This window comes from Fibrobacter sp. UBA4309 (assembly GCF_002395745.1).
Lineage (GTDB): Bacteria > Fibrobacterota > Fibrobacteria > Fibrobacterales > Fibrobacteraceae > Fibrobacter.
Window position 1 is genome coordinate 1 of the sequence record NZ_DGUN01000013.1, and the last position, 21,473, is coordinate 21,473.

Below are 21,473 nucleotides of genomic sequence, written 5' to 3' on the forward strand. Positions count from 1 at the left end.
CTCTACCGCTGAGCTAAACCGCCATATGAGGCAAATATAGCAACGAAAAGAGCTTTTTTCAAGGTACAATCCTAAATAAATTTAAAAATGCACCTCGGTTTCAACAAAATCTTCGCCCCAATTTATGATTTGCCACGCAGGTGCAGAACTTTCCAGATTGAAATACGGCGTATTCCGGTTGATCTGCATTTGCGTAGAAGGAGCCACGTGTACAATCTGCCGGCCCATCTTCACTTCGAAGTCGGAATGATAGTGGCCGCAGAAGATATGCGTGAGGTTAGGAAATTTCGAGAGTACCTCCTGCACTTCCACCATGTTCTTCAGGTGATAGCGCAAGTCCATGAACCTATGGTTGCAGAAGCATGGCGGATGGTGCATGAACAGGAGCACTTCACCGTCTATCTTGGGTACTTCCCTTTCCAACCAGTCAAGCTGGTCGCGTGAAACATCGCCGCATGCGCTGTCCAGGAAGAAAATTTTCCTTCCATGGAAATCGATGCTGTAGTAGCACTTCCCGTTGTGGACTTCAAGATCGTAGAAATCCTTCATGACTTCGACGCAGTCATGGTTTCCCGGAATGATGCAAACCGGGACACGGTAGTCCTTGATGCGTTCTGCAATGTACTGGTAAGCGCCACGTTCGGCATTCTCGTTGGCCAAATCCCCGGAAAGGACAAGGAGGTCAATATCGCGCATAGAGGAAGACTCAAGGGCCTTGGTAAAATTAGCCCTCACGTCAATCCCCTGTACAAGCTCTTCGGACTCCCCTATATGGATATCCGATAGCTGACCTATTTTATATACCCTTGATGCCATTTCGGTTATTAACAATATAAATTATAAATATACGTTATATGACCATAAAAATGAAAAAATTTGACTACCAGTTATTTTCATTGTGATTGTAGTCAACTTTTTCAATGCTTTCCAGTGCCCTTTTTGTGGATAAATGTCAAAAACCCGGGTTCAACACCTATCAACATTGAAATTTGTTCATAGATGGAGAATTTTCAACATTTGCGGCCTTTCTGCCTTTTTTCCTTGGTTTCTGATACTCAATAACTTAAGGAATCGAGGCAGAATCTTTATCCACTTTCAACAGCATCTATATCCTTATCTCTTTATATAAATAAAGAAAAATAATGATATAGGAGTGGATTAAAGCTTGACCGGTTCCTTGGGAGCAGCGGGAGCGGCAGGAGCCTGCTTGTTCTGACCCATCTGGCAGTTACCCTGGAAAATGGCGCCTTCTTGGATAATGAGCTGCTTGGTCTTGATGTTGCCGACAAACTGGGAATTGCTTTCGAGGATGAGTTTATCGGTATCGATATTGCCCTTCACGCTTCCGGCGATAACAGCCGTCACGCTCTTGATTTCGCCTTCGACAAAGCCGGTCTTTTCGACGATGAGTTCGCCTTCGATATTTACGCTGCCGTTGATGCTTCCGGCCACGCGGACATCGCTCTTGCCGCTGATGTCGCCCTTGATGTTGACGGTGCTACCAATCTGGGTAATTTCCTGTTCGCTTTTTACAGCCATTTTTTATCTCCTTGTTGTTAATAGTTTGTGAATATAGACGGGTCTATGTGTTTGCCGTCCTTGATAATTTCGTAATGGAGGTGCGCCCCGGTAGTATTGCCTGTACTTCCGACTGTACCGATGACCCTTCCCTTGCTTACGGCATTGCCTTTTCTCACCCGGATATCCTTCAGGTGAGAATAGGTACTCACGTATCCGTTCTGGTGGTTGATCGTCACCGTGTTGCCCAGGTCGTCCTTGTTTCCGGCAAAATCGACTATGCCGCTTCCTGTAGCAAAGACCGGCGAGCCGGCTGTCGCGGAATAGTCTATACCGAGGTGTCCCTCGTCTTCGTCGTATTTCTTGCTTTCAAGACCGGCGACGGGAATGATTGTCGGGATGCGTTCCAGCTTTACCTTTTCTTCGCCCGATTCCCAGCTGTGCACATTGTCGTAGTCGACATTGATTTTTTCGTTCGGCGTATGCACAAAGCGGTTGCGGTCGATAATACTGTTTATCTTGGCGGAGTCGTTCTCGATGAAGGTCTCGAAAATATTCTGCAGGCGGTTTTCCAGAACCCAGAGGGAATCCAGTCTCGAAAACATCTCCTCGTAGTTGTTGTCTTTCTTGATAAGCTGGGCGTTCATGACGCGCATCTTCTCGTAGGTGGCAACAATCTTGTTGAGTTTCGCCAGGTTGAACGCGAAAATTCCGGCGACCACGATAAACACGGCGAGGGCGATTTTCGCCACCAGGAACCAGGTGCTCAGCACCCGGAACTTCTTGATCTCGTGCGAGTCTTCCGGAATGATCTGTACAGTGTAGTATTTGCCTTTCACGATTCTACCGTTAGCGGTTTTCCATGATTTCCTGGATACGGGTCAGGTCGTCCATGCTATAATAGTTAATTACGATGGTTCCCTTTGACTGGTCCTGCCCGTTCGGGTTCAATTGAACCTTGGTTCCGAAGAAGGTCTCGAGCCTGGACTCGAAATTCTTCATGTCGGCGCTGAGTTCCGGCTTCGGCTTCTTGTCGGCCGAAAGTTCCGTTTTTTCGGTAGGCTTGTCCCCGGCAGGTTCGTCGGTCTTGGTACCGGGGGTTATGTCCTCGCCGCGGGAAATCGCTTCGATCTGTCGGACATTGAGTCCTTCTTCGATGATACGGCGTGCGACCGCTTCCGGGTCCGCAATCTTGTCGCTGCAGAGGGCTCGGGCAGCGCCTCCGGAAATCTTTCCCTCACTTATCCACAAAAGGACGTTTTCTGGCAATTTCAGGAGACGAAGTGAATTAGTTATCGCCGAGCGCGACTTACCAACAATTTTGGACAAATCTTCGTGCGTATACCCATGATCATCAATCAATTGTTGATAAGATTTGGCAATTTCGACCGGATTCAGGTCGACACGCTGGATATTTTCGATGAGGGCCCATTCCGCGACGGTCTTGTCGTCAAGGTTTTCGTAGATCTGGGCCTTGATTGTTTCACAGTTGGCGAGCTTGGATGCACGGGTACGGCGTTCGCCGCTGATAAGCTGGTAACGGTCACCGGCCTTGCGGACCACGATGGGCTGGATTAGTCCGTGCTGCTTGATGGTTTCGGCAAGTTCCGTCAGTTCGTCGTCGCTGAAGTTCTTTCTCGGCTGGAACGGGTTCGGGTCGATAAGGTTGATATTTATATCAACAATTTTGTCGTTTTTGACTTCAACCGGCGTATTATTCTCGAAATTGTTGATAGGGTTGCTCGAAATTCCGTGAGAACCAAAAATGGCGGAGAGTCCGCGGCCTAATGCTTGCTTGCCCATTATTTATCCTTGTTCAAAATTTCTTCGGAGAGTTTCATGTATGCCTGGGAACCGGAGCTCTGTACATCGTACAGGATAACCGGCTTGCCGTGGCTGGGTGCTTCGGAAAGTTTCACGTTTCTCGGAATCATCGCCTGGAAGACGGTATCGCTCAGGTTTTCGCGGACTTCTTCGGCGACCTGCTTGCAGAGGCTGAGTCGCGCATCGTACATGGTGAGCAGGGCGCCTTCGATCTTGAGGTTCGCGTTCAGGTTTTTCTGGACTTCGCGGATGGTCTTGAAAAGTTCGGTCATACCCTGCAGGGCGTAGTATTCGCACTGCACCGGGATGAGCACGCTTGTCGCGGCCGTGAGGACGTTCAGGGTAAGGAGGTTCAGGCTCGGCGGGGCGTCGATGATGATGAACTCGAAATGCTGTTTCAGGACATTCATCACGCGTTCGAGTCTGCGTTCGCGGCTCATCGCGTTTACCAGTTCGATTTCCATGACGGCAAGGTCCGGTCCGGACGTGATGGCCTTCAGGTAGTCGAGCGTCGTGTCCATGATGGCGGGCTTAATGTTTTCGTAGGTGATGTTGTCCGGGTTATCGGCAAGCTGGAGGATTTCATGGATGTCCATGTCCTGGGATTCCATGAAGCCGAGACCTTGCGATGCGTTCCCTTGCGGGTCCATGTCGATAAGGAGTGTCTTTTTCTCTAGTGCTGCAAAACTCGCAGCCAGGTTCACGGCCGTCGTGGTCTTGCCCACGCCGCCCTTCTGGTTGCAGATGGCTATCACTTTACTCATTCATTACCTCGGTTGACTAAGGCATATGTCTGTTCTTCCTGGGGCAATACATATTTATATATGTGTACTGCCGGATTGTTTTCCAGGTGAACGATGTTGTTGAAACTTTTGAGCGTAAGGAATTTTCCGCCCTTCTTGAGTCCAGGCTGTGCGCGTTCCCAGTCGTTCTCGAAAGTCGAGAGGGCGCGGCAGCTTATGAAGTCCAGGTCGGCAAGGCCCGATGTCTCGAACCGCTTGCCTACCACGGTCAGGTTCCGGAGCTGCAGTTTTTCCTTTGCGAAGTTCATGAACTTCACGCGCATGTTGCGCGGTTCGACTGCAAAGAATTCGACTTCGGGCATCACGATGGCCAAGGGAAAAACCGGGCAGCCTGCGCCCGCACCCATGTCGGCCCACTTTTTAGACGAAAGATCGCTACGCTGGTAGACGATAGACGATAGGGCACCTCTTTCGTCTTTCGTCTTTCGTCTTTCGTCTAATATATATATATAGGGGACGAGGGAATCTGTGATGTGGCGGCTTAGGAATTTTTCGGAATCCTTCGCCGAAATCAGGTTGCCGTACTCCTTGGTCTCTACCACCAGGTCCGCAAAATCATAAAGCTTGCCCAAAACATCTTCGGACAACTTGACACCATGTTCTTGCAAGAACTGGCTCAAGAGATTCTGCTGATTTTTGTTTTCTCTGTAATTCAATGAAAACCTAAAAAAATGTTCCACGTGGAACGTTAGCGAGGTGAGCGCAGCGAAAAATACATTAGGTATTTTTCATTGCCGAACCGAAGCAAGTTGGCTCCGAAGGAGCAAACAATGATTGCGAAGCAATCTAACGTTCCCAATCACAATTTAGTATATATAGATATAAAAAAGAGGGCGCCGCGGTCGGCACCCTTTCACTTTTTTAAAATATCCGTTAATAACTTTTTGATAAATGTGAATTTTGTGTGGATATTTGAAACGGGGTTAGAGACGGAACATGAACATGGTTCCGGTCTTATGGTCCAATCCGTCCTCGATATATGTCCTGGTAAGGACAATCATCCCGTTCTGGACTCCGGTTTCGTAACGGTTGCGGACTACCAACTCCCCGTCATTTTTTTCTTTCAGGTAACAGGTGTGGATGTCTTTTTCGTCCTTGGCGATAAACTCGTCCTGGGTCGGCCTGAAGATGGTATCGTTTTTCAGGACATAGATGCTAGTGAATGGCCTGCCGTCTTCCATGTGGGTGATGGCCAGGGAGTCCCCGTCGAAGTAGACGGTTCTCGTATCGGTATCGCCGTTATCTGTTGTGGTAAGCGTAGTGATGTTTCCGTTCGTGGTCACCTCGGCTTTCTTGGTATTTGCGATAGTCCGGTATGACCATTCGCCGTCGCGGAAGTTCGACTCGTAGGTACTGTCCAGATGCGTGCCGGTCCAGTAGGCCTTATAGGTATAGATGGACTCGCCCCTGTTGTTGGCGTCGCCCTTGTCCCAGTACATGCTGTCTATTACTAGGCCACCTATGTTGACGCCGTAGAGCGAAAAATCTGCTGTTAGGGATTCGAAGACGGTCTGGATGCAATCGGTGTACGAGAGATCCGAGGGAATCTTGCCTTCCTTGGCAGGAGAATCGTTTGCTGGTGTGCTGGAGGAATCGTCACCGCAGGCAACGAAAAGTGCTGCGGCCAGGAGGAGGTATTTAAAGTTCATAAAGGTCCCCAAACGGAGGAATTGATTAGTGAAAATTTAGTATAAACTCAAAAGGAGGTCAACGGACTCATGTTGGGCCTCTGGTTTCACCATAGGCCTACACCCTGCGGTTCCCAAATAAAAATGTGCAAGCACATTTTTGCTTGGTCACCTTGTGCGTGTTTCACGTGAAACCTTATGAGCCGAGTGTCGCAGAACAAACTTGTTTGTTCTATGACCGAGGCGATTAAGGTCGGACTTTGGCTTTGCCAAAGTCCCAACATAGCGAGGTGAATGCAACGAAAATAAACTTGTTTATTTTCATTGCTGAACCGAAGCAAGTTGGCTCCGAAGGAGCAAACGTTATTTTAGAAATTCCACGGTGTACCTTCCCTTGGCAGGGCGACCGAGGAGGTCGAAATGTCTTGCCTTTTCTAGAATGGTTGCCGGGCGGACCTTGCGACGGATCGATGTGGTGGGCTCATTGGCGAGAACATAAAACCACTTTGCATCGTTATTGCTGAAGGATACAATAAAGCCGTTTTCCGTGTTGGTTATGGTGTCTTGGTATTCGTCAATGATGTTTTCAAGGTTTTGAAATGTTGAATCATTTTTTGGGTATTCGTAAACAGTGACGTTGCAGATATTTTCATTGTTGGCGTCAGGTGTAGTGATGGAAATATTTTTTGCCGCTTCTATTTTTTTTAAGGTATCGTTTTTCAAAAAAGTCATTGTCATATCATCTACAATAAAAACTCTGTTTTGTATGATGCGGATATAGGCAAAAACGGAAGAATCAAGAGATGCGATTTCTTCATCTGATATGGTGTCTTTACTCATATCATAAGAAATATAGGAGGAAGAGTCTCCATCAATGGAAGTGATTTCTTCTCCGAAAAAAATGTCATTTGTATAAATGGTTCTATTTGTTGACGTATTTGTTTTTTCGGTCATGATTTTGGTGTGCGTGTATTCGCAATCGTCAACGTCAACGCATCTGACAATGCTATCGAGATTACTATTCGTGTAATGGTATTTTAATACTGTGTAATAAACGAATGATCCAAAATAGTTTGCTGCATAGACGCTATCGAGGTGGTATTCTTCAAAATCCCAAGAGGGTACCGAAAGGCGCATGTAATCACGGCAGTTGACAGCGAAAGCGTTCAATGCCAGGATGGAGAGAATGAGGATGAGTTTTTTCATATTAAACAATATATATAGATCTGGTCATGAATGGAATATTGGTTGTCTTCCCCGTGGAGGTGGGGACATCCCTATACGGTTATCTCTACTGGGTTTCCTTCGGGGTCGAGGACGACACTTTCATAATACCCGTCGCCGGTGGTCCGGGGCTCCCCTATCACCTGGATTCCGTCGTCAGACATTTGCCGGGTGAGTCGGTCCACACCCTCCTTTGAACCGACCGAAAAGGAAAGATGGGTTAGGCCGCAATGTTCCACGTGGAACATTGCTTCAGTCCCAACATCGGCATCTATGTCCGGGCGGTGCATCACCTCCAGGCGGGCGCCGCTTTCGAAGGTGACGAACCGGCTCGTGAACTGCTTTGCCGAATTATGGTAAACCGGGTGGACCACCCCATCGAAATACTTTCGGTAGAAAGCGCAGACCTTGTCGATGTCTTTAGCCCAGATGGCCACGTGTTCGATTTTCATGAATTCCCCTTGCGAGAATATACAAATTAATTTGAGGAACCGTATGGCATTGCAAAATCTTGCGTTGTTTTTGGGGCGCACACTATATATATTATAGTGGAGGTAGGATATGGCCGAGATAGAAATTATCCAGGGCGACATCACCAAGCTTGCAGTGGATGCCATCGTGAATGCGGCGAACTGTTCCCTCCTTGGGGGCGGCGGAGTCGACGGCGCCATCCACCGGGCGGCAGGTCCGGAGCTCTTGCGCGCGTGCCTCCCCCTCGGCGGCTGTGAGACGGGCAAGGCGAAAATTACTCCAGGGTTCAAGTTGCCGGCGAAGTTTGTGATCCACACTCCGGGGCCGGTTTATCGGGACGGGCAGCATGGCGAACCTGCACTTCTGGAATCTTGCTATAAGAGTTGCCTCGACCTTGCCGAGGAGAATGGCTGCGAGACAGTCGCTTTCCCCGCCATCTCGACCGGCGTCTACGGCTATCCCTGGGAGGCCGCTACCGAGATTGCAGTAAAGAGCGTCCGCGAATTCCCGGTGCAAAAAGTCAAGAAGGTCATCTTCTGCTGTTTCTCTGCCGAGATGGAACGGATTTACAAAATCAGCTGTCATCCTTGGCCGAAGGTCGAGGATCCATCACTTTTATACCCTCGCTAGTCCAACCCGCCGAGGAACAATCCGTCCTGTACAGTCTAGATGGCGGCTCGTGGGCCGCCATGACGTAAGGAGCAGCTCGGTAACAGCAATTACCCCACACCCCAGAGGCGCAACGCGCCGACCCCACACTCCTAACCACTTTTTTGTATATTTATATCTAGTTTCATCAAGGAGATCAAAATGGAAGAAGTCGTAAAATTTCTCAAGGCATGCGGTGCGTATTTCCTCGCGACGGCCGACGGCGACCAGCCGCGCGTTCGCCCGTTCGGTACCGCCAACATTTTCGAGGGCAAGCTCTACATCCAGACCGGCAAGTCGAAGGACTGCTCCAAGCAGATCCAGAAGAACGGCAAGGTCGAAATCTGCGCGATGAACGCCGCTGGTAACGAGTGGGTCCGCGTTGCCGGTACGCTCGTCCGCGACGACCGCCGCGAACCGAAGGTCGACATGCTGGAGCACTACCCCGAGCTCAAGTCGATGTACTCCCCCGATGACGACAATACCGAGACGCTTTACTTTAAAGATGCTACGGCCACGTTCTACAGCTTTACGGCGGCTCCCCGTATTGTAAAGTTCTAATAACATCTAGATAGTCATATAATTGACAGAATGCCCTCTTCCTTTTGGAAGGGGGCTTTGTTGATAATGGTGTAAACAATTAATCTACAATTTTGAGCATATGCATAGACAAGTCGGGTTTCTGTGGATAAATACTGGATAAATTTTGCAAGGTATTCACTTTTTTTGACGTTTCACGTGAAACAATCAAGTTTTTACCCTCGAAAAATTTTCGGTCTGTTAATAACTTGTGGGATTCGTGAAATTGCAAAAGTGCCCGGAAAAACATTATGCACATCGTATCAACACTCCGGCAGTGATTACCTATTTAAAATTCCTATATAGTTATTGTAAATATTTTTAAACATTTAAAACGTCCCCGAGGTGTCTCCGCGGCGCCGTTTTGCAAAGTGTGTTTTAAATCAATTATCCCGCTTTGGAATAGGCGGACAATAGCTTTTTTGCTTTTTTAAATCTATATTTCTGCTATATAGTGCGCTTCGAGCGTAGTTTTTCTTTTTATGCGAGGGAACATGTCTATTTTCAGATATCTGACAGTATCGCTCCTTTTATCTGTTGCCCTGACATACGCCGCGCCGCCCAAGAGCGGCAAGGTCCGCCTGGTCATAGGTGATGTGACGTTCCAGAAGGGCGGCCAGAGCAAGTGGCAGCCGCTCCGAGTCGATGCGAAGGTCAAGGAGAAGGACAGGATCAAGACCGCGTCCGAATCTACCGCCTCCATCGCGTTCCCGGACGGCAGTATCGTGGCTGTCGCGGAACTTTCCGAAGTGGAATTCGCCCAGCTGCTCTTTGCCGACGGTTCCCAGATTTCGATGATCGATGTCAAGCAGGGCCAGCTCCGCTTTGACGCCCAGAAGCAGAAACCGGGCAGTTCCTTCAAGTTCAAGACGGGTACGGCCACCTGTTCCATCCGCGGTACCGACGGTATCGTGGGCGTCACCAAGAGTGGCCAGTCCGTTGGCTCGCTCAACAGCGGTGCGATGGACATGGAACAGGACGGCCAGAAGGTCGAAGTCAAGGCCAACCAGTTCGTGGCTTTCCGCAAGGGCAAGCCGCCCATCATTGGTGAAGCCAAGAACGCGGGCGACCCGGAATTCATGAAGAAGGTCGCCGAAGTTGTCGACGATACTACGAAGTCCGACGCCGATATCATTGCCGCAGCCAAGGCCCTGGACAAGGAAATAGAGGGCAACAAGGCCAAACTCCAGTCCAAGTATTCCTGCAAGTTCAGCAAGATTCCGCCCGTCATCTCCATGAACGCGGTCCGCATCGAAGCGACCTGCACCGAGGGCATGGAAGTCACCATCAGCGCCGAAACCCAAAAATCCAAAGGCTCCAGGCTCATCTTTACGCCGAGCTGGGAAAAGGGTGCCTTCGGCGAGAAGAAGTTTATCGCGACCTGCCTCGCCAACGACAAGATGTTCGAATGCGGCCGCCTGAGCACGCTGTACAAGATTGACCGCAAGGCCAGCTTCGGCAAGAGCGACCAGGACAAGTGCACGGTCGACTACACTACCGAAGGGTTCGACGAGAACAAGGGCTCCCTGAAGTTCTCCAAGGGCGATAGCCTGATTCAGGAACTCGTCCTGGATGTCGATGCGAGCGGCTCGTTCAACCTGATTCCCGGAAACCACACGTATACGCTCGAGGCCGTCAACGAAGGCTCCGACGTCGGCAAGGTGAAGAAGTCGTTCAAGTGCTACCCGTCGACCGAGGTGTTCATCGAGTTCAAGGGCGGCGACGAGGAAGTCGTGTACAGGAAGGTGTCCCAGGGCGCCTTCGCCTACCCCGAAGTCGAGTTCTTCCTGCGCAATGTGGCCGGCAACGACCCGTCCCAGGTGAAATCGGTCAAGGTGACGTCTGGTGGCAAGGCCGTCCCGGTCAAGCTGGCGCCTTCTACCGGCAGCTGGCTCACCTATCAGGGCAAGCTGCGCCTGCCGCGCAACAAGATCACGACCATATTCGTGGATGTCGAGATGCAGAACGGCAAGAAGCTGTCGGGGACCAAGACTTTCGAACTTCGCTAATTAAAAAAGCGAAAAATATCAAAAAATAGACGCCCTTGTTTCGGGGCGTTTATTTATATTTTAGCTTGGATGTACGACTCGCGTCGTGTAATTGTTTAGGGTTTTTGGATGACAAAAAGTTTTGTCTGGGCAATCCTGTTGTCCGTGCTTGTGGGATGTGATTTCGCCCTTGTCGATGGCGATGACGATTCCGAGTGCACGGCAAAGATGGACAAGGTACCGCTGGATACCAGCGTTGCCGGTCTTGGCGGATATACCCAGGACCAGAAGGTCCATTTTATCAACTCGGACAAGCTGGAATTCGATATGCACGTCTCTTCGGCCGAGGCCGGGTACGATACCCATGTTTGCTCGGAAGGCGCCGCGCTGCACGAACGCAAGAAGGTTATCCTCGAAGGCCCCAACCCGCTGCTTTCCATGGGTATGTCCGTGGAACATAACGATTTCTATGCGGCGACGGTCAAGATCATTATCGGGTCCTACACTTTCAATTTCAAGATCGATGACGTGAAGGAGGCCTGTTCCAAGCAGTATGGCCAGGATTCCCTCTTTGCGCGCGTGGGCTATTGCGTGGTGACCGGCGGCGACAACGGCGGCGGTGTTTCCCGTATCGATACGCTGCGGCTGAACGGCAACCTGTACAAGGACGTGTTCAAGGTGAAACATAGCGTGTACGGGTCGAACCGCGACAACATCTTCTTCTCTGCCGAGAAGGGCCTCCTCCGCTTTGAAAAGGAAGACGGCTCGTTCATTGAAATATACGAGAAGAAAAAGCGGGGCGGAAAATGAGGCGACTGGCAATAATGTATGCCGCTTCGGTAGTCCTCGCTGCCTGTAGCTCCCAGTATGCCGACGAAGAAACGGAAAAGTTCCTCGCCGACGACCTGCAGGTGTTCTTGGACGCCGGCGCCCTCTCCGACACCATTTACATGGTGGACTCCTTCGGCATGAAGGACCGCTTCGTGCAGAAGCGCGAGGTGAAACAGGACCAGAAAAGCATGGATTTCCGCGTCCAGGGCGACTGGTTCTACCTGGACATGAAGGTTTCCGTGCGTCCGAGCGCGGACGGCGGCTTCGTGGAGATGACGACCTCGTACGAGAGCCTGGAACTCTACTACAATACGAGCAAGAATTTCGAATACAGGGACGGCGAGCTTGTCCACGACAAGGATTGCAAGCTCGGCTGGGTCAAGTCCATGTACCTGGACGGCGCCAAGTATAGCGACGTCTTGGTGTTCAGTCCCGAATGCGCGGGTGGCGCGTACAAGTTCGACCGGATGTACTATGCCGCCGAAGAAGGGCTGATCCGTGTCGACCTGAACGATTCCGTGACGTTGTTCCGCGTCCTGGAATAATTTTCGCAGGGGCCAAACGGGTTCCTGCAATTATTTTATCCATGCTTTGCAATTAATTTTGAGTCGTCTTACAAATAAAAATATTAAAAAGTGTTGATTTTTGCTTAAAAATAGTATATATTGCAATTATTGACAATGGTATTTGCAAATAATTAATAGCCAGGTTGCAATTATGAATGACTACTTGAGCCCGGTGGAAATGCCGAAGGTCGACTTCGATTCGCCCATGGCGACGGTCCTGTTCCAGCTGGAACGGTTCCGCGGGGGCGCCTCCCCCGTCACCACCCCTACCCCATGGCTTTCGCAGATTGCCGACCTGTCCGGTTCCGCGGTTCCAGCCGGCCTCCCCTGCGACGGGAATATCGACGAGGAATTCATTTGCGGCCTTCGCAAGTCGCTGCCGGGGGATTACGGTGCCGAGTACCGCCGTATCGACTATGTCCACGGGCTCATGTGGGACCTCTCCAGGTTCCTCGGGGAAAAGTGCGCCCCGCAGTACGACTTCTTGAAGATGGCGGTGGTGTTCCGCAGGTTCCTGTGGATAAGCCCGTTCGTTACGGAGAACGACGCCGTGGCCGTGCTCCTGGGGATGGCGATGCTTCGACGGCTCCTGGGAGGCCGCCCTGTCCTGTTCGAGCCGTCGAAGGTTTTCGATGTCGGCGCGCCCGACGACAGGGAGGGCCTGACGCGCAGGTGCGAAGCGCTTTTGCGGAACCTGCTCGGGGAACTGCACCGCACCTCCAGATACTATTCCGTGGACTGCGTCCGCGACGAAATCCTCGCACCTGCGCTCAAGGCGGTCGTCGACCGCCGGGCGGTGACATCGGAAGAGGCGCGTGCGCTCGCGATTGCAGTGCAAAAGCCGGAATTCCAGGCGCAGGACCTGGAATGCGTATGGCAGGACCGCTTCTTGCGCTCGCGCAGCATCCGGAAAATGCTGGATGCCGGCCTTATTCTTGCGCAGAAGGACGGCGGACGCAAGTATACGCTGAATCTCGGGGCGCTGGGCGTACAATTTTACTAGATTTGTCGCGTTATAATTTGAATCATGTGGCCAGGGGAACCCTTCGGCCGTTATAAAGGAATGTTATGAGCATAGTCGATACTGTACTCCACAAGGTTTTCGGTACTCCTCACGAACGCAAGGTGAAGAAGCTCCGCCCGGTCATCGCCAAGATCCACGAGGCACGCAAGGCCCTGGAGGCGTTGGACGATGCGGCCCTTGCCGCCAAGAGCGCGGAATTCCGCGAGAAGCTGAAAAATGGCGCCACTCTCGACGATATCAAGGTCGAAGCCTTTGCCGTGTGCCAGGAAGCCTGCGACCGCCGCCTGGGTATCTTCAACATTTTCAAGCCCGAGAACAACTTCGATTTTAGCAAGCTCGGCGAGCTGCAGCAGTACACCGATGCCGCCAAGGCCGAACTCGACGCGGGCAAGCCGGAATGGGAAGTCTACATGCCCGCCGCCGTGTACGCGAAGGTCCGTGAGCTCTATCCGGAATCCGTGAAACCTTTCCGCATGATGCCGTTTGACGTGCAGATGATTGGCGGCCTCGTGCTCCACGAAGGCGCTATTGCCGAAATGGCGACCGGTGAAGGTAAGACGCTTGCCGCGGCCTTGCCCGTTTACCTGAACGGCCTTAGCGGCCATGGCGTGCACGTGGTGACGGTGAACGATTACCTCGCCGGCCGTGACGCGAAGCAGATGGGCATGGTCTACAAGTTCCTCGGCCTCACTGTCGGCCTTATCGTGAACGGCCTCAATTCCGAACAGCGCCGCACGAGCTACAACAGCGACGTGACCTACGGTACCAACAACGAGTTCGGCTTCGACTACCTCCGCGACAACATGGCCGTGGAACCGAACCAGCTGGTGCAGCGCGAACTCAACTTCTGCATCGTGGACGAAGTGGACTCCATCTTGATTGACGAAGCCCGTACGCCGCTCATCATCAGCGGCCCTGCCGAAGATGCTACCGAGAAGTACGCGAAGGCGAACGAAATCGCGAAGAAACTCGTGAAGAACAAGGATTTCGGTGTCGACGAGAAGGACAAGAACATCCAGCTGACCGAGAAGGGCGTGAACCATATCCAGGAGATGATGGGCATTACGAACCTGTACGGCGAACATGCCGACTGGGTGCATTTCTTCGACAACGCCCTGCGCGCTTGGTACCTCTACGAAAAGGACGTGGACTACATCGTGCGTGACGGCGAAATCATCATCGTCGACGAGAATACGGGCCGCCTCATGGAAGGCCGCCGCTATTCCAACGGCATGCACCAGGCCATCGAGGCCAAGGAGAACGTGCAGATCCGCCGCGAGAACCAGACACTCGCGACCATCACGTTCCAGAACTATTTCCGCATGTACAAGAAGCTCTCGGGCATGACCGGTACTGCCGAGACCGAAGCTACGGAATTCATCAAGATCTACAACATGAACACCTGGGTCATCCCGACCAACAAGCCCTGCATCCGCAAGGACCTGCAGGACATGGTGTACAAGAGCGAAGCCGCGAAGTGGCGCGCCATCGTGGCCGACATCAAGGAACGCCACGCCAAGGGCCAGCCGCTCCTCGTAGGTACGGCCTCTATCGAAAAGTCCGAACACCTGCACGGCCTTTTGGAAAAGGAAGGCATTCCGCACGAAGTGCTGAACGCGAAGAACCACAGCCGCGAAGCGGAAATCATCCAGTACGCCGGCCATGCCGGCAAGGTGACCATCGCGACGAACATGGCCGGCCGCGGTACCGATATCGCACTTGGCCCGGGAGTCACGGAACTTGGCGGTTTGCACGTGCTCGGCACGGAACGTCATGAATCCCGCCGTATCGACAACCAGCTGCGTGGACGTTCCGGCCGTCAGGGCGACCCGGGTTCGAGCCAGTACTTCCTTAGCCTCGATGACAACCTGATGCGCATCTTCGGCGGCGACAGCGTGAAGAACCTGATGACGCGATTCGGCGTGGGCGAGGACGAGGTGATTACGCACCCGATCGTTTCCCGTTCTATCCGTGGCGCACAGCGTCGCGTCGAAGGCCAGAGCTTCGATATCCGTAAGCACTTGCTCGACTACGACAACGTGATGAACGAACAGCGCAAGGTGATCTACGGACTCCGCCGCCGCATCTTGAACGGCGAAGACATCCGTGAAGAAATCATGAACCGCATCGAAGACGCCTGCGATATCAAGGTGAGTTCGTATGTCCCGGCCCGCACCTATGCGGAAAGCTGGAATCTCGAAGGCCTGCATACCGACCTGCAGCGCACGCTCGGCATGGAGTACAACCTGAGTTTCGACGATGCGACCAAGAAGACTCCGGAACAGGTGCTGCAAGAAATTATCGACCTCTGCAAGGCCCGTTACGACAAGCTCACTAAGATTATTCCCGATGCGGATTTCCGCAATATCGAACGCCGTTTCTTGCTCATGACTATCGACCAGGTGTGGAAAGAACACCTGTACGCGATGGACCAGCTGAAAGACGCCATCCGCTTCCATGGCTATGCCCAGAAGGATCCGCTGATGGTTTACAAGAACGAAGGCTACAAGCTGTTTGAAGGTTGCCTCGAAAAGATTGCGACCCTCACCGCGCTGCGTATCTTGAACATCCGCATTACGCTCCCGAACGGCATGACCGTTTCGCCGGACCAGCTGCAGCTCAAGAGCCAGGAACAGATCGATGCCGAGAAGAAGGCCGCTGCTGAGACGAAAGACGAAAGACGAGAGACGATAGAGAATGCGCAGAATGCTGGTGAGCAGCTGAGCGCCGAGGGCGCGAAGGCCGCCGGCCTAGCCGGCCAGGCTGCTTCTTCCGAGACGAACGCCATTACCGAAGAGCAGAATCCTGCCCAGCAGTCCATGCCGCAGTCTGCCTTGCCCGGAACCCGTCCGACAGTGCGCCGTACTTACTTGAATCCGGCCGTTGCCGCGGCTGCCGCTGCGCACCGCGCAAAAATGCAGCAGGCCCAGCAGGCGGGCCCGAAGCTTGGCCGTAACGATCCGTGCTGGTGCGGTTCCGGTCTCAAGTACAAGAAGTGTCACGGCAAGGATCTGGAGTAAGCGGGTAGCCTTCGTGTTGCCGCTTCGGTCAGTCTTTTACGCAGCGTACCGGCTGTTTTAGGGTAGTGTCCGGGAGGACGACTGCCGTGGAATCGCAGGCCTCGGGTTCGCATTCCATGCTGGGCCGCATCCACATCTGTTCGCCGGGCGCCGCTCCCGCCATAGCCTTGAATTCTTCTTCGCTGGGAAGGTGCCAGCCTTCGGGGCACGCGTTCTGTGCCGCGTTCCAGGAATACATGCGGCCCTGTTCGGCGCAGTTTTCGGGCAGGTCGTCGGCACAGCTGCTCTCTGCCGTTTCGAAACGCAGGTTTTCGGACAGCCATGTCTGACCGTTGATTTTTTCAATCTTGTAGGCCTGTCCGTCACGCGGGTCCGTCATGACTTCGCCCTTGATGCAGCGGACAAAGTGGTAGTCTTCCTTGCACAACATCGCTTCGCAGTAGTCGCTGCCGCCAAAACGGAAATGCTTCAGCTTCTTGACTTCCACGTTGCCGAAATCGTCCGGCCAGAGGGGGATGTCTTTCGCGTCTAGCGTCCAGTAAGACGAAAAGGCGAAATACTCGGCATGGTCCGCGGAACATTCGCCTTCGTAGTACAGGCGGGTCAGGGTGGAAATGTTCAGCCCGTATGCGTCGGTGGGGTAGAAGAACATCTCGACGTCGGTAGGGAAGACTTGGTCCCCTCCGAGGTTTCCGTATTCGTATATGGAGTAGTAGGGCTTACTGTTCGAGGTGGCGAAGAGGTCGTCGTAAGAAGCGGACGCGGGAAGTTCCGAACGGAGCTTCTGGAAATCGGATGCCTTGGGCAGATGCCAGCCTTGGGGGCAGATTCCGTTATCGATATCGTTTGCCGGATACTCGAGCCCAGCGTCTGCCGGCAGCGGTTTTTTCCATTTGGGGTTCGTAAACGTGCGGCTTCCCGGAGTCCTGTACTGCAGGTCTTGAGCCATCCATGTCTGTCCGCCTATCTTGACGGTATTGTATCTTTTGCCGTCACGCGGGTCCGTCATTGTTCCGGAATCCAGCTTGCGCGGTATCTTGGGGAATCCCCAGAATTTGGCTACGGCGATACAGATGTCGTTCCATTTTTTTCCCGGGTAGATGTCGTCTATCTCGATGATTATCTTGCGCACGTTTTCGAGCGGCTTGTCGAAGACGATGACATCGGGATGAGTCTTCTTGTAGCCTTTCCATTTAGGCTTGGCGAGCGTGACCGTCTTGACCAGGTTGCCTTTTGTGTTGTGGTAAATCTTGATGGATTTTGCGAGGCTGTAGTTTACGTACGATGCCGAGTCGCGCATGTTGCCGTTGAACAGCGTGAGCACCTTGACCTGCTGGGCGCCCATGGTGAATTCCAGCGTGATGGGTTGTCCCTTGAATGGCGCTCCCCATACCTGGTAGAACGGGTGCACGTTCCTTTTCATGATCATGTTTTCGGGCCTGTAGGTGATTTGGCCGTTATCTAGCAAGGTGGACGATGCCTTGACCTGGTCGATGGGTATAGACGTGATAGCATGGGAAATGGAGATTCCAGCAACAAGGGCAATTATCGTCGGTATTTTGAAAAGCGTCATTATGCGGGTCAATATATGTTTTTTTGTCGTATCAAGCGTTGTTATAAATACTTTATTTCTTGTATGAAAAGAGGACCGGTCTCTTTTTTTTTACAATCCGGCATGCCCTTGGGTAGCCCGCACATTCTTTTTACTAGATTTTTCCTAGGATAATTGAACGGGGTATAAATGCGAATTTCTACAAAAGGCAGATATGCACTTCGCGTGATGATCGACCTCGCCCGCAACGGGCGCGGGGAGTTCGTGAAGTTGCAGGAGCTTTCTGCCCGCCAGCAGATTTCGGAGAAGTATCTCGAAGGGATTCTCGGGACACTCGTGCGCGGCAAGCTCCTTGAAGGCGCCCGCGGCAAAGGTGGCGGCTACCGTCTGAAAGTCCGTCCGGAAAAATGCAGCGTGTGGCAAATCCTTTCTCTCATGGAAACTTCCGTGTCGCCGGTATCGTGTCTCGACGACAGGGTGAACAAGTGCCCGCGTGCAAAGACGTGCGTCACGCTCCCCGTGTGGAAGGAGCTCGACACCATGATCCGCGACTATCTGGATAACGTGAAGCTCGACCAGTTTGTCCGCAATACGCCTGAATCCGAAGGCAAGATTCCCGACGACAGGAACTGGAACTGCGGGCTTTAACCGCGACTCATTTCAGGCTTTTCTCAAATTCCGCAAGAAAGCCGCGGCCCTGTTCCCATTCCTTCAAGTCGGAGTCGGAATTGATGTGCCCGAGTGCGCCTGCTCTGAACAATCTAGCGCCCCATGCGCCTGCGAAAAACTTCGAACGCTCTATCGTGACAAACTCGTCGTTGTCGCTTGCCACTACGGCGGCGGGCACGGGCAACTTCACGAGCGGCATCGGTGCAAATGACTTGATGATGTCGATGTTGTCTACGTCGCTTGGCGAAACGAGGAAAACTCCCTTGACATGTGCGGGCACGTTCCCTTCTGCAAGTTTTTTCGTAAGCCAAAGGACTGTCGTTGCAACGCCCAGGCTGTGCGCGACGAGGATGGTGTCGGAACTGAAACCGGCGACTGCCTTGTCGAGCGTTTCGACCCATTCCTCTTTTTGCGGCTTGTCCCAGCTGCGCTGTTCCACGCGGACCGCATTCGGCAAACTCTTGGCCCAAAAACTCTGCCAGTGTTTAGGGCCGGAATTGTTCAATCCGGGTACAATCAAATAGTTCATTTATGGCCTCCGTACAATTTTCGCCAGGAAAAGTAGATTAAAACGGGTAAAAACAGAAGATTAGAACGGTAATAGCGAGTTATAACTAAAATCTATAACAAAACGGTTGAAGACCGCGCCTCTTTATTCTATATTTCCCTATAGAAACAATAGGAAAACAAGCGGCAACCACAAAATCTTTAGGATGACAAACCGGGGTACTCATGACTCTACAGCAACTACGTTACGCCATCGGAATCGCAGAGACCGGCTCCTTCAACAAGGCCGCCGAGAAGCTCTATATCTCGCAACCGTCCCTCACGGCCGCCATCCGCGACCTCGAAGACGAGATGAACATCCTCATCTTCAACCGCACCAGCCGCGGCGTCTCGCTCACCAACGAGGGCGAGGAATTCATCGCCTACGCGCGCGAGCTGTACCACCATTACGAAATCGTCATGGACAAGTACGGCAAGTCGGGCAAGCGCAAAAAGAAGTTTGCCGTCTCCACGCAGCACTACTCCTTCGCGGTCAAGAGCTTTGTCGAAACAGTTAAGTTGTTCGATACCGACAAGTACGAGTTTGCCATCCGCGAAACCCGTACCAGGGAAGTCATCGAAGACGTGGCGTCGTTCAAGAGTGATATCGGCATCCTCTACTTGAGCGACTTCAACCGCAAGGTCATCCAGAGCCTGCTCAACGCACGCGACCTCGCGTTCCACAAGCTCATCGAGTGCAAGGCCTACGTTTATCTGTGGAAGGGCCACCCGCTTGCGAAGCAGCCGTTCATTACGTTCGACCAGTTGGCCGACTACCCGTGCCTCTCCTTTGAGCAGGGCGACAACAGCTCGTTCTACTTTGCCGAGGAGATCCTGAGCACGAGCGAATACAACCGCACCATCAAGGCGAACGACCGCGCCACCATGCTGAATCTGATGATTGGCCTGAACGGTTATACGCTTTGCTCGGGCATTATCTGCGAAGAGTTGAATGGCAGCGACTACCTGGCTGTACCCTTCAAGGACAAGAGCGCCGAAGCACACCGCGTGATGGAAATCGGCTACATCTCCAAGCGCAACATGCTGCTTGGCTTGGCTGGCGAACGCTACGTGGAAGAATTGCAAAAGTATCTTGCGAAGTGCGAACGCGCAGAGTAAGGTATATTCTTTGCCTATATCTAGCGAGCGGAAAATAGTATAACTAAATGGCCTGAATTTGGTTGACGCGGGAATAGTTTGTATCTATATTTCTCCCTACCAAAACAATAGGAATTTAAAATGATTCAAGTTTTTGCAAACATGTGTTGTGTATGTCGATGTCGGGCGGGCGACTAGTTTTAGGCTTTTGGTTTAACTAGACTCTAAACAAGTTCCCGCTCAATCGTATGAGCGGGAATTTTTTTTATTCCAACTTTCATTAATGCTCGGCGCGGCAACACAAGGCGCCAAAGGATTTCAAAATGTCAACTTCTAAGTATATCGAAACGAAACTCATTCACGGCGGCATCGATGGCGATAAGGTTACGGGAGCTGTCAATGTGCCTATTTACCAGACTTCTACCTATAAGCAGGCGGGCCTCGGCGAAAATACGGGCTGGGAATATTCCCGCACGGGCAACCCGACGCGTGCAGCGCTCGAAGCGCTGATTGCAGAACTCGAGGGCGGTGTTGCGGGCTTCGCTTTTGCAAGCGGCATGGCGGCCACCTCCACTGTGCTTGCGCTTTTTAACAAGGGCGACAAGATTATCATCTCGAGCAATGTGTACGGCGGCACCTTCCGCGTTTTGGACAAAGTATTCAAGAACCTCGGCATCACCTATTCTATCGAAGATACCACCGACTTGGCGACGCTCGATACCAAGGTGACTCCCGATGTGAAGGCTTTCTTTGTAGAGAGCCCGGCGAACCCGCTCCTGACCGTGACGGACTTGGCCGGCGTCGCTGCGATTGCAAAGAAACACGGTATTTTGACGATTGTCGATAACACCTTCATGACCCCTTATTTGCAGCGCCCGCTGGAACTCGGTGCCGACATTGTGGTGCATTCTGCGACCAAGTACTTGGGCGGCCATAGCGATGTGGTGGCTGGCCTTGCAGTGACCAACAATAAAGAAATCGCAGAAAAGCTCGCGTTCAATCAGAATGCCGTGGGCGCGGTGCTCGGCCCCTTCGATTCGTTCCTCCTGATTCGCGGTATCAAGACGCTTGGCGTGCGCCTCGATCGCCATACCGAAAATGCTGACCGTATCGCTCGTTATCTGGAACAGCATGAAGCTGTGAAGCACGTTTACTATCCGGGCCTTCCCAACGCGCAGGGTTACGAAATTAATAGAAAGCAGGCCAAGAACGGCGGCGCGATGATTTCGTTTGAATTGCGCGAAGATTATGACATCAAGAAGTTCTTCAAGGGCCTCAAGCTGATTTCGCTGGCCGAAAGTTTGGGCGGTGTCGAAAGCCTCGTATGCCATCCGGCCACCATGACCCACGCCTCCATTCCGAAGGAAATTCGCGAGAAGGTGGGCATTACCGACGGACTCATTCGTTTGTCTGTAGGTATCGAAAAAGTCGATGACATTATCTTGGATTTGAATGCCGGCATTAATGCCGCGAAGGAGGCTTGA

The 21,473-nt window shown here is 52.3% G+C and carries 21 protein-coding genes; 10 read left to right on the top strand and 11 right to left on the bottom strand.

Translation table 11 applies throughout. From position 1 onward, the window contains the following. Positions 1-81: 81 nt before the first annotated feature. The 9 genes from B3M32_RS01130 to B3M32_RS01170 form a co-directional block, all read right to left on the bottom strand. Complete coding sequence (locus tag B3M32_RS01130; protein WP_290742611.1) at positions 82-816, bottom strand: metallophosphoesterase family protein; 735 nt, start codon at positions 814-816, stop codon at positions 82-84. 342 nt (positions 817-1,158) lie between these two features. Continuing rightward, positions 1,159-1,539, bottom strand: a complete 381-nt coding sequence (locus B3M32_RS01135; protein WP_290742614.1) for a bactofilin family protein — start codon at positions 1,537-1,539, stop codon at positions 1,159-1,161. Positions 1,540-1,556: 17 nt separating this feature from the next. After that, positions 1,557-2,357 carry a M23 family metallopeptidase gene (locus tag B3M32_RS01140; RefSeq protein ID WP_290742616.1) on the bottom strand — a complete coding sequence of 267 codons (801 nt, stop codon included), beginning with the start codon at positions 2,355-2,357 and terminating at the stop codon, positions 1,557-1,559. Between the two features lie 10 nt (positions 2,358-2,367). Then, the gene (locus B3M32_RS01145) at positions 2,368-3,321 is read right to left on the bottom strand and encodes a ParB/RepB/Spo0J family partition protein (protein ID WP_290742619.1); all 954 of its coding nucleotides are present in this window, start codon (positions 3,319-3,321) and stop codon (positions 2,368-2,370) included. Further along, the gene (locus B3M32_RS01150; protein WP_290742622.1) at positions 3,321-4,106 is read right to left on the bottom strand and encodes a ParA family protein; all 786 of its coding nucleotides are present in this window, start codon (positions 4,104-4,106) and stop codon (positions 3,321-3,323) included. Before B3M32_RS01150 ends, B3M32_RS01145 begins: the two co-directional genes overlap by 1 nt. Then, a complete protein-coding gene (locus B3M32_RS01155) occupies positions 4,103-4,801 on the bottom strand; it encodes a 16S rRNA (guanine(527)-N(7))-methyltransferase RsmG (protein ID WP_290742626.1) in 699 nt (232 codons plus the stop codon). The genes B3M32_RS01150 and B3M32_RS01155 overlap by 4 nt, the downstream gene beginning before the upstream one ends. Positions 4,802-5,068: 267 nt before the next feature. Then, complete coding sequence (locus tag B3M32_RS01160) at positions 5,069-5,794, bottom strand: hypothetical protein (RefSeq protein WP_290742629.1); 726 nt, start codon at positions 5,792-5,794, stop codon at positions 5,069-5,071. A gap of 342 nt (positions 5,795-6,136) precedes the next feature. Then, positions 6,137-6,979: a hypothetical protein gene (locus tag B3M32_RS01165; RefSeq protein ID WP_290742631.1), complete on the bottom strand. Its 843-nt coding sequence runs from the start codon at positions 6,977-6,979 to the stop codon at positions 6,137-6,139. Positions 6,980-7,050: 71 nt separating this feature from the next. Next, positions 7,051-7,449, bottom strand: a complete 399-nt coding sequence (locus B3M32_RS01170; protein ID WP_290742634.1) for a VOC family protein — start codon at positions 7,447-7,449, stop codon at positions 7,051-7,053. A 109-nt stretch (positions 7,450-7,558) separates the two neighbouring features. On the opposite strand from B3M32_RS01170, the gene B3M32_RS01175 reads away from it, so the two are divergent. From B3M32_RS01175 to secA, 7 genes are all read left to right on the top strand, one after another. Further along, the gene (locus B3M32_RS01175; protein WP_290742637.1) at positions 7,559-8,098 is read left to right on the top strand and encodes an O-acetyl-ADP-ribose deacetylase; all 540 of its coding nucleotides are present in this window, start codon (positions 7,559-7,561) and stop codon (positions 8,096-8,098) included. Between the two features lie 180 nt (positions 8,099-8,278). Beyond that, positions 8,279-8,677, top strand: a complete 399-nt coding sequence (locus tag B3M32_RS01180) for a pyridoxamine 5'-phosphate oxidase family protein (protein ID WP_290742640.1) — start codon at positions 8,279-8,281, stop codon at positions 8,675-8,677. Positions 8,678-9,189: 512 nt separating this feature from the next. Beyond that, entirely contained in the window at positions 9,190-10,704 is a 1,515-nt protein-coding gene (locus B3M32_RS01185; RefSeq protein ID WP_290742643.1) for a FecR family protein, read from the top strand. Between the two features lie 108 nt (positions 10,705-10,812). After that, positions 10,813-11,493, top strand: a complete 681-nt coding sequence (locus tag B3M32_RS01190) for a hypothetical protein (protein WP_290742645.1) — start codon at positions 10,813-10,815, stop codon at positions 11,491-11,493. After that, entirely contained in the window at positions 11,490-12,059 is a 570-nt protein-coding gene (locus B3M32_RS01195) for a hypothetical protein (RefSeq protein ID WP_290742648.1), read from the top strand. Before B3M32_RS01190 ends, B3M32_RS01195 begins: the two co-directional genes overlap by 4 nt. A gap of 172 nt (positions 12,060-12,231) precedes the next feature. After that, a complete protein-coding gene (locus B3M32_RS01200; protein ID WP_290742650.1) occupies positions 12,232-13,083 on the top strand; it encodes a hypothetical protein in 852 nt (283 codons plus the stop codon). Between the two features lie 65 nt (positions 13,084-13,148). Next, entirely contained in the window at positions 13,149-16,124 is a 2,976-nt protein-coding gene (gene secA, locus B3M32_RS01205) for a preprotein translocase subunit SecA (RefSeq protein WP_290742652.1), read from the top strand. A 28-nt stretch (positions 16,125-16,152) separates the two neighbouring features. On the opposite strand, the gene B3M32_RS01210 is transcribed toward secA, so the two are convergent. Further along, positions 16,153-17,697, bottom strand: a complete 1,545-nt coding sequence (locus B3M32_RS01210) for an FISUMP domain-containing protein (RefSeq protein ID WP_290742655.1) — start codon at positions 17,695-17,697, stop codon at positions 16,153-16,155. Positions 17,698-17,865: 168 nt separating this feature from the next. On the opposite strand from B3M32_RS01210, the gene B3M32_RS01215 reads away from it, so the two are divergent. Further along, positions 17,866-18,324 carry an RrF2 family transcriptional regulator gene (locus tag B3M32_RS01215; RefSeq protein ID WP_290742658.1) on the top strand — a complete coding sequence of 153 codons (459 nt, stop codon included), beginning with the start codon at positions 17,866-17,868 and terminating at the stop codon, positions 18,322-18,324. Between the two features lie 7 nt (positions 18,325-18,331). Here the strand turns inward: B3M32_RS01215 and B3M32_RS01220 are convergent, their stop codons facing one another. Continuing rightward, on the bottom strand, positions 18,332-18,874 hold the full coding sequence (locus tag B3M32_RS01220) for an RBBP9/YdeN family alpha/beta hydrolase (RefSeq protein WP_290742662.1): 543 nt from the start codon (positions 18,872-18,874) through the stop codon (positions 18,332-18,334). Positions 18,875-19,077: 203 nt separating this feature from the next. On the opposite strand from B3M32_RS01220, the gene B3M32_RS01225 reads away from it, so the two are divergent. After that, on the top strand, positions 19,078-20,010 hold the full coding sequence (locus tag B3M32_RS01225; protein ID WP_290742665.1) for a LysR family transcriptional regulator: 933 nt from the start codon (positions 19,078-19,080) through the stop codon (positions 20,008-20,010). 302 nt (positions 20,011-20,312) lie between these two features. Next, positions 20,313-21,473, top strand: a complete 1,161-nt coding sequence (locus B3M32_RS01230) for a trans-sulfuration enzyme family protein (protein ID WP_290742668.1) — start codon at positions 20,313-20,315, stop codon at positions 21,471-21,473.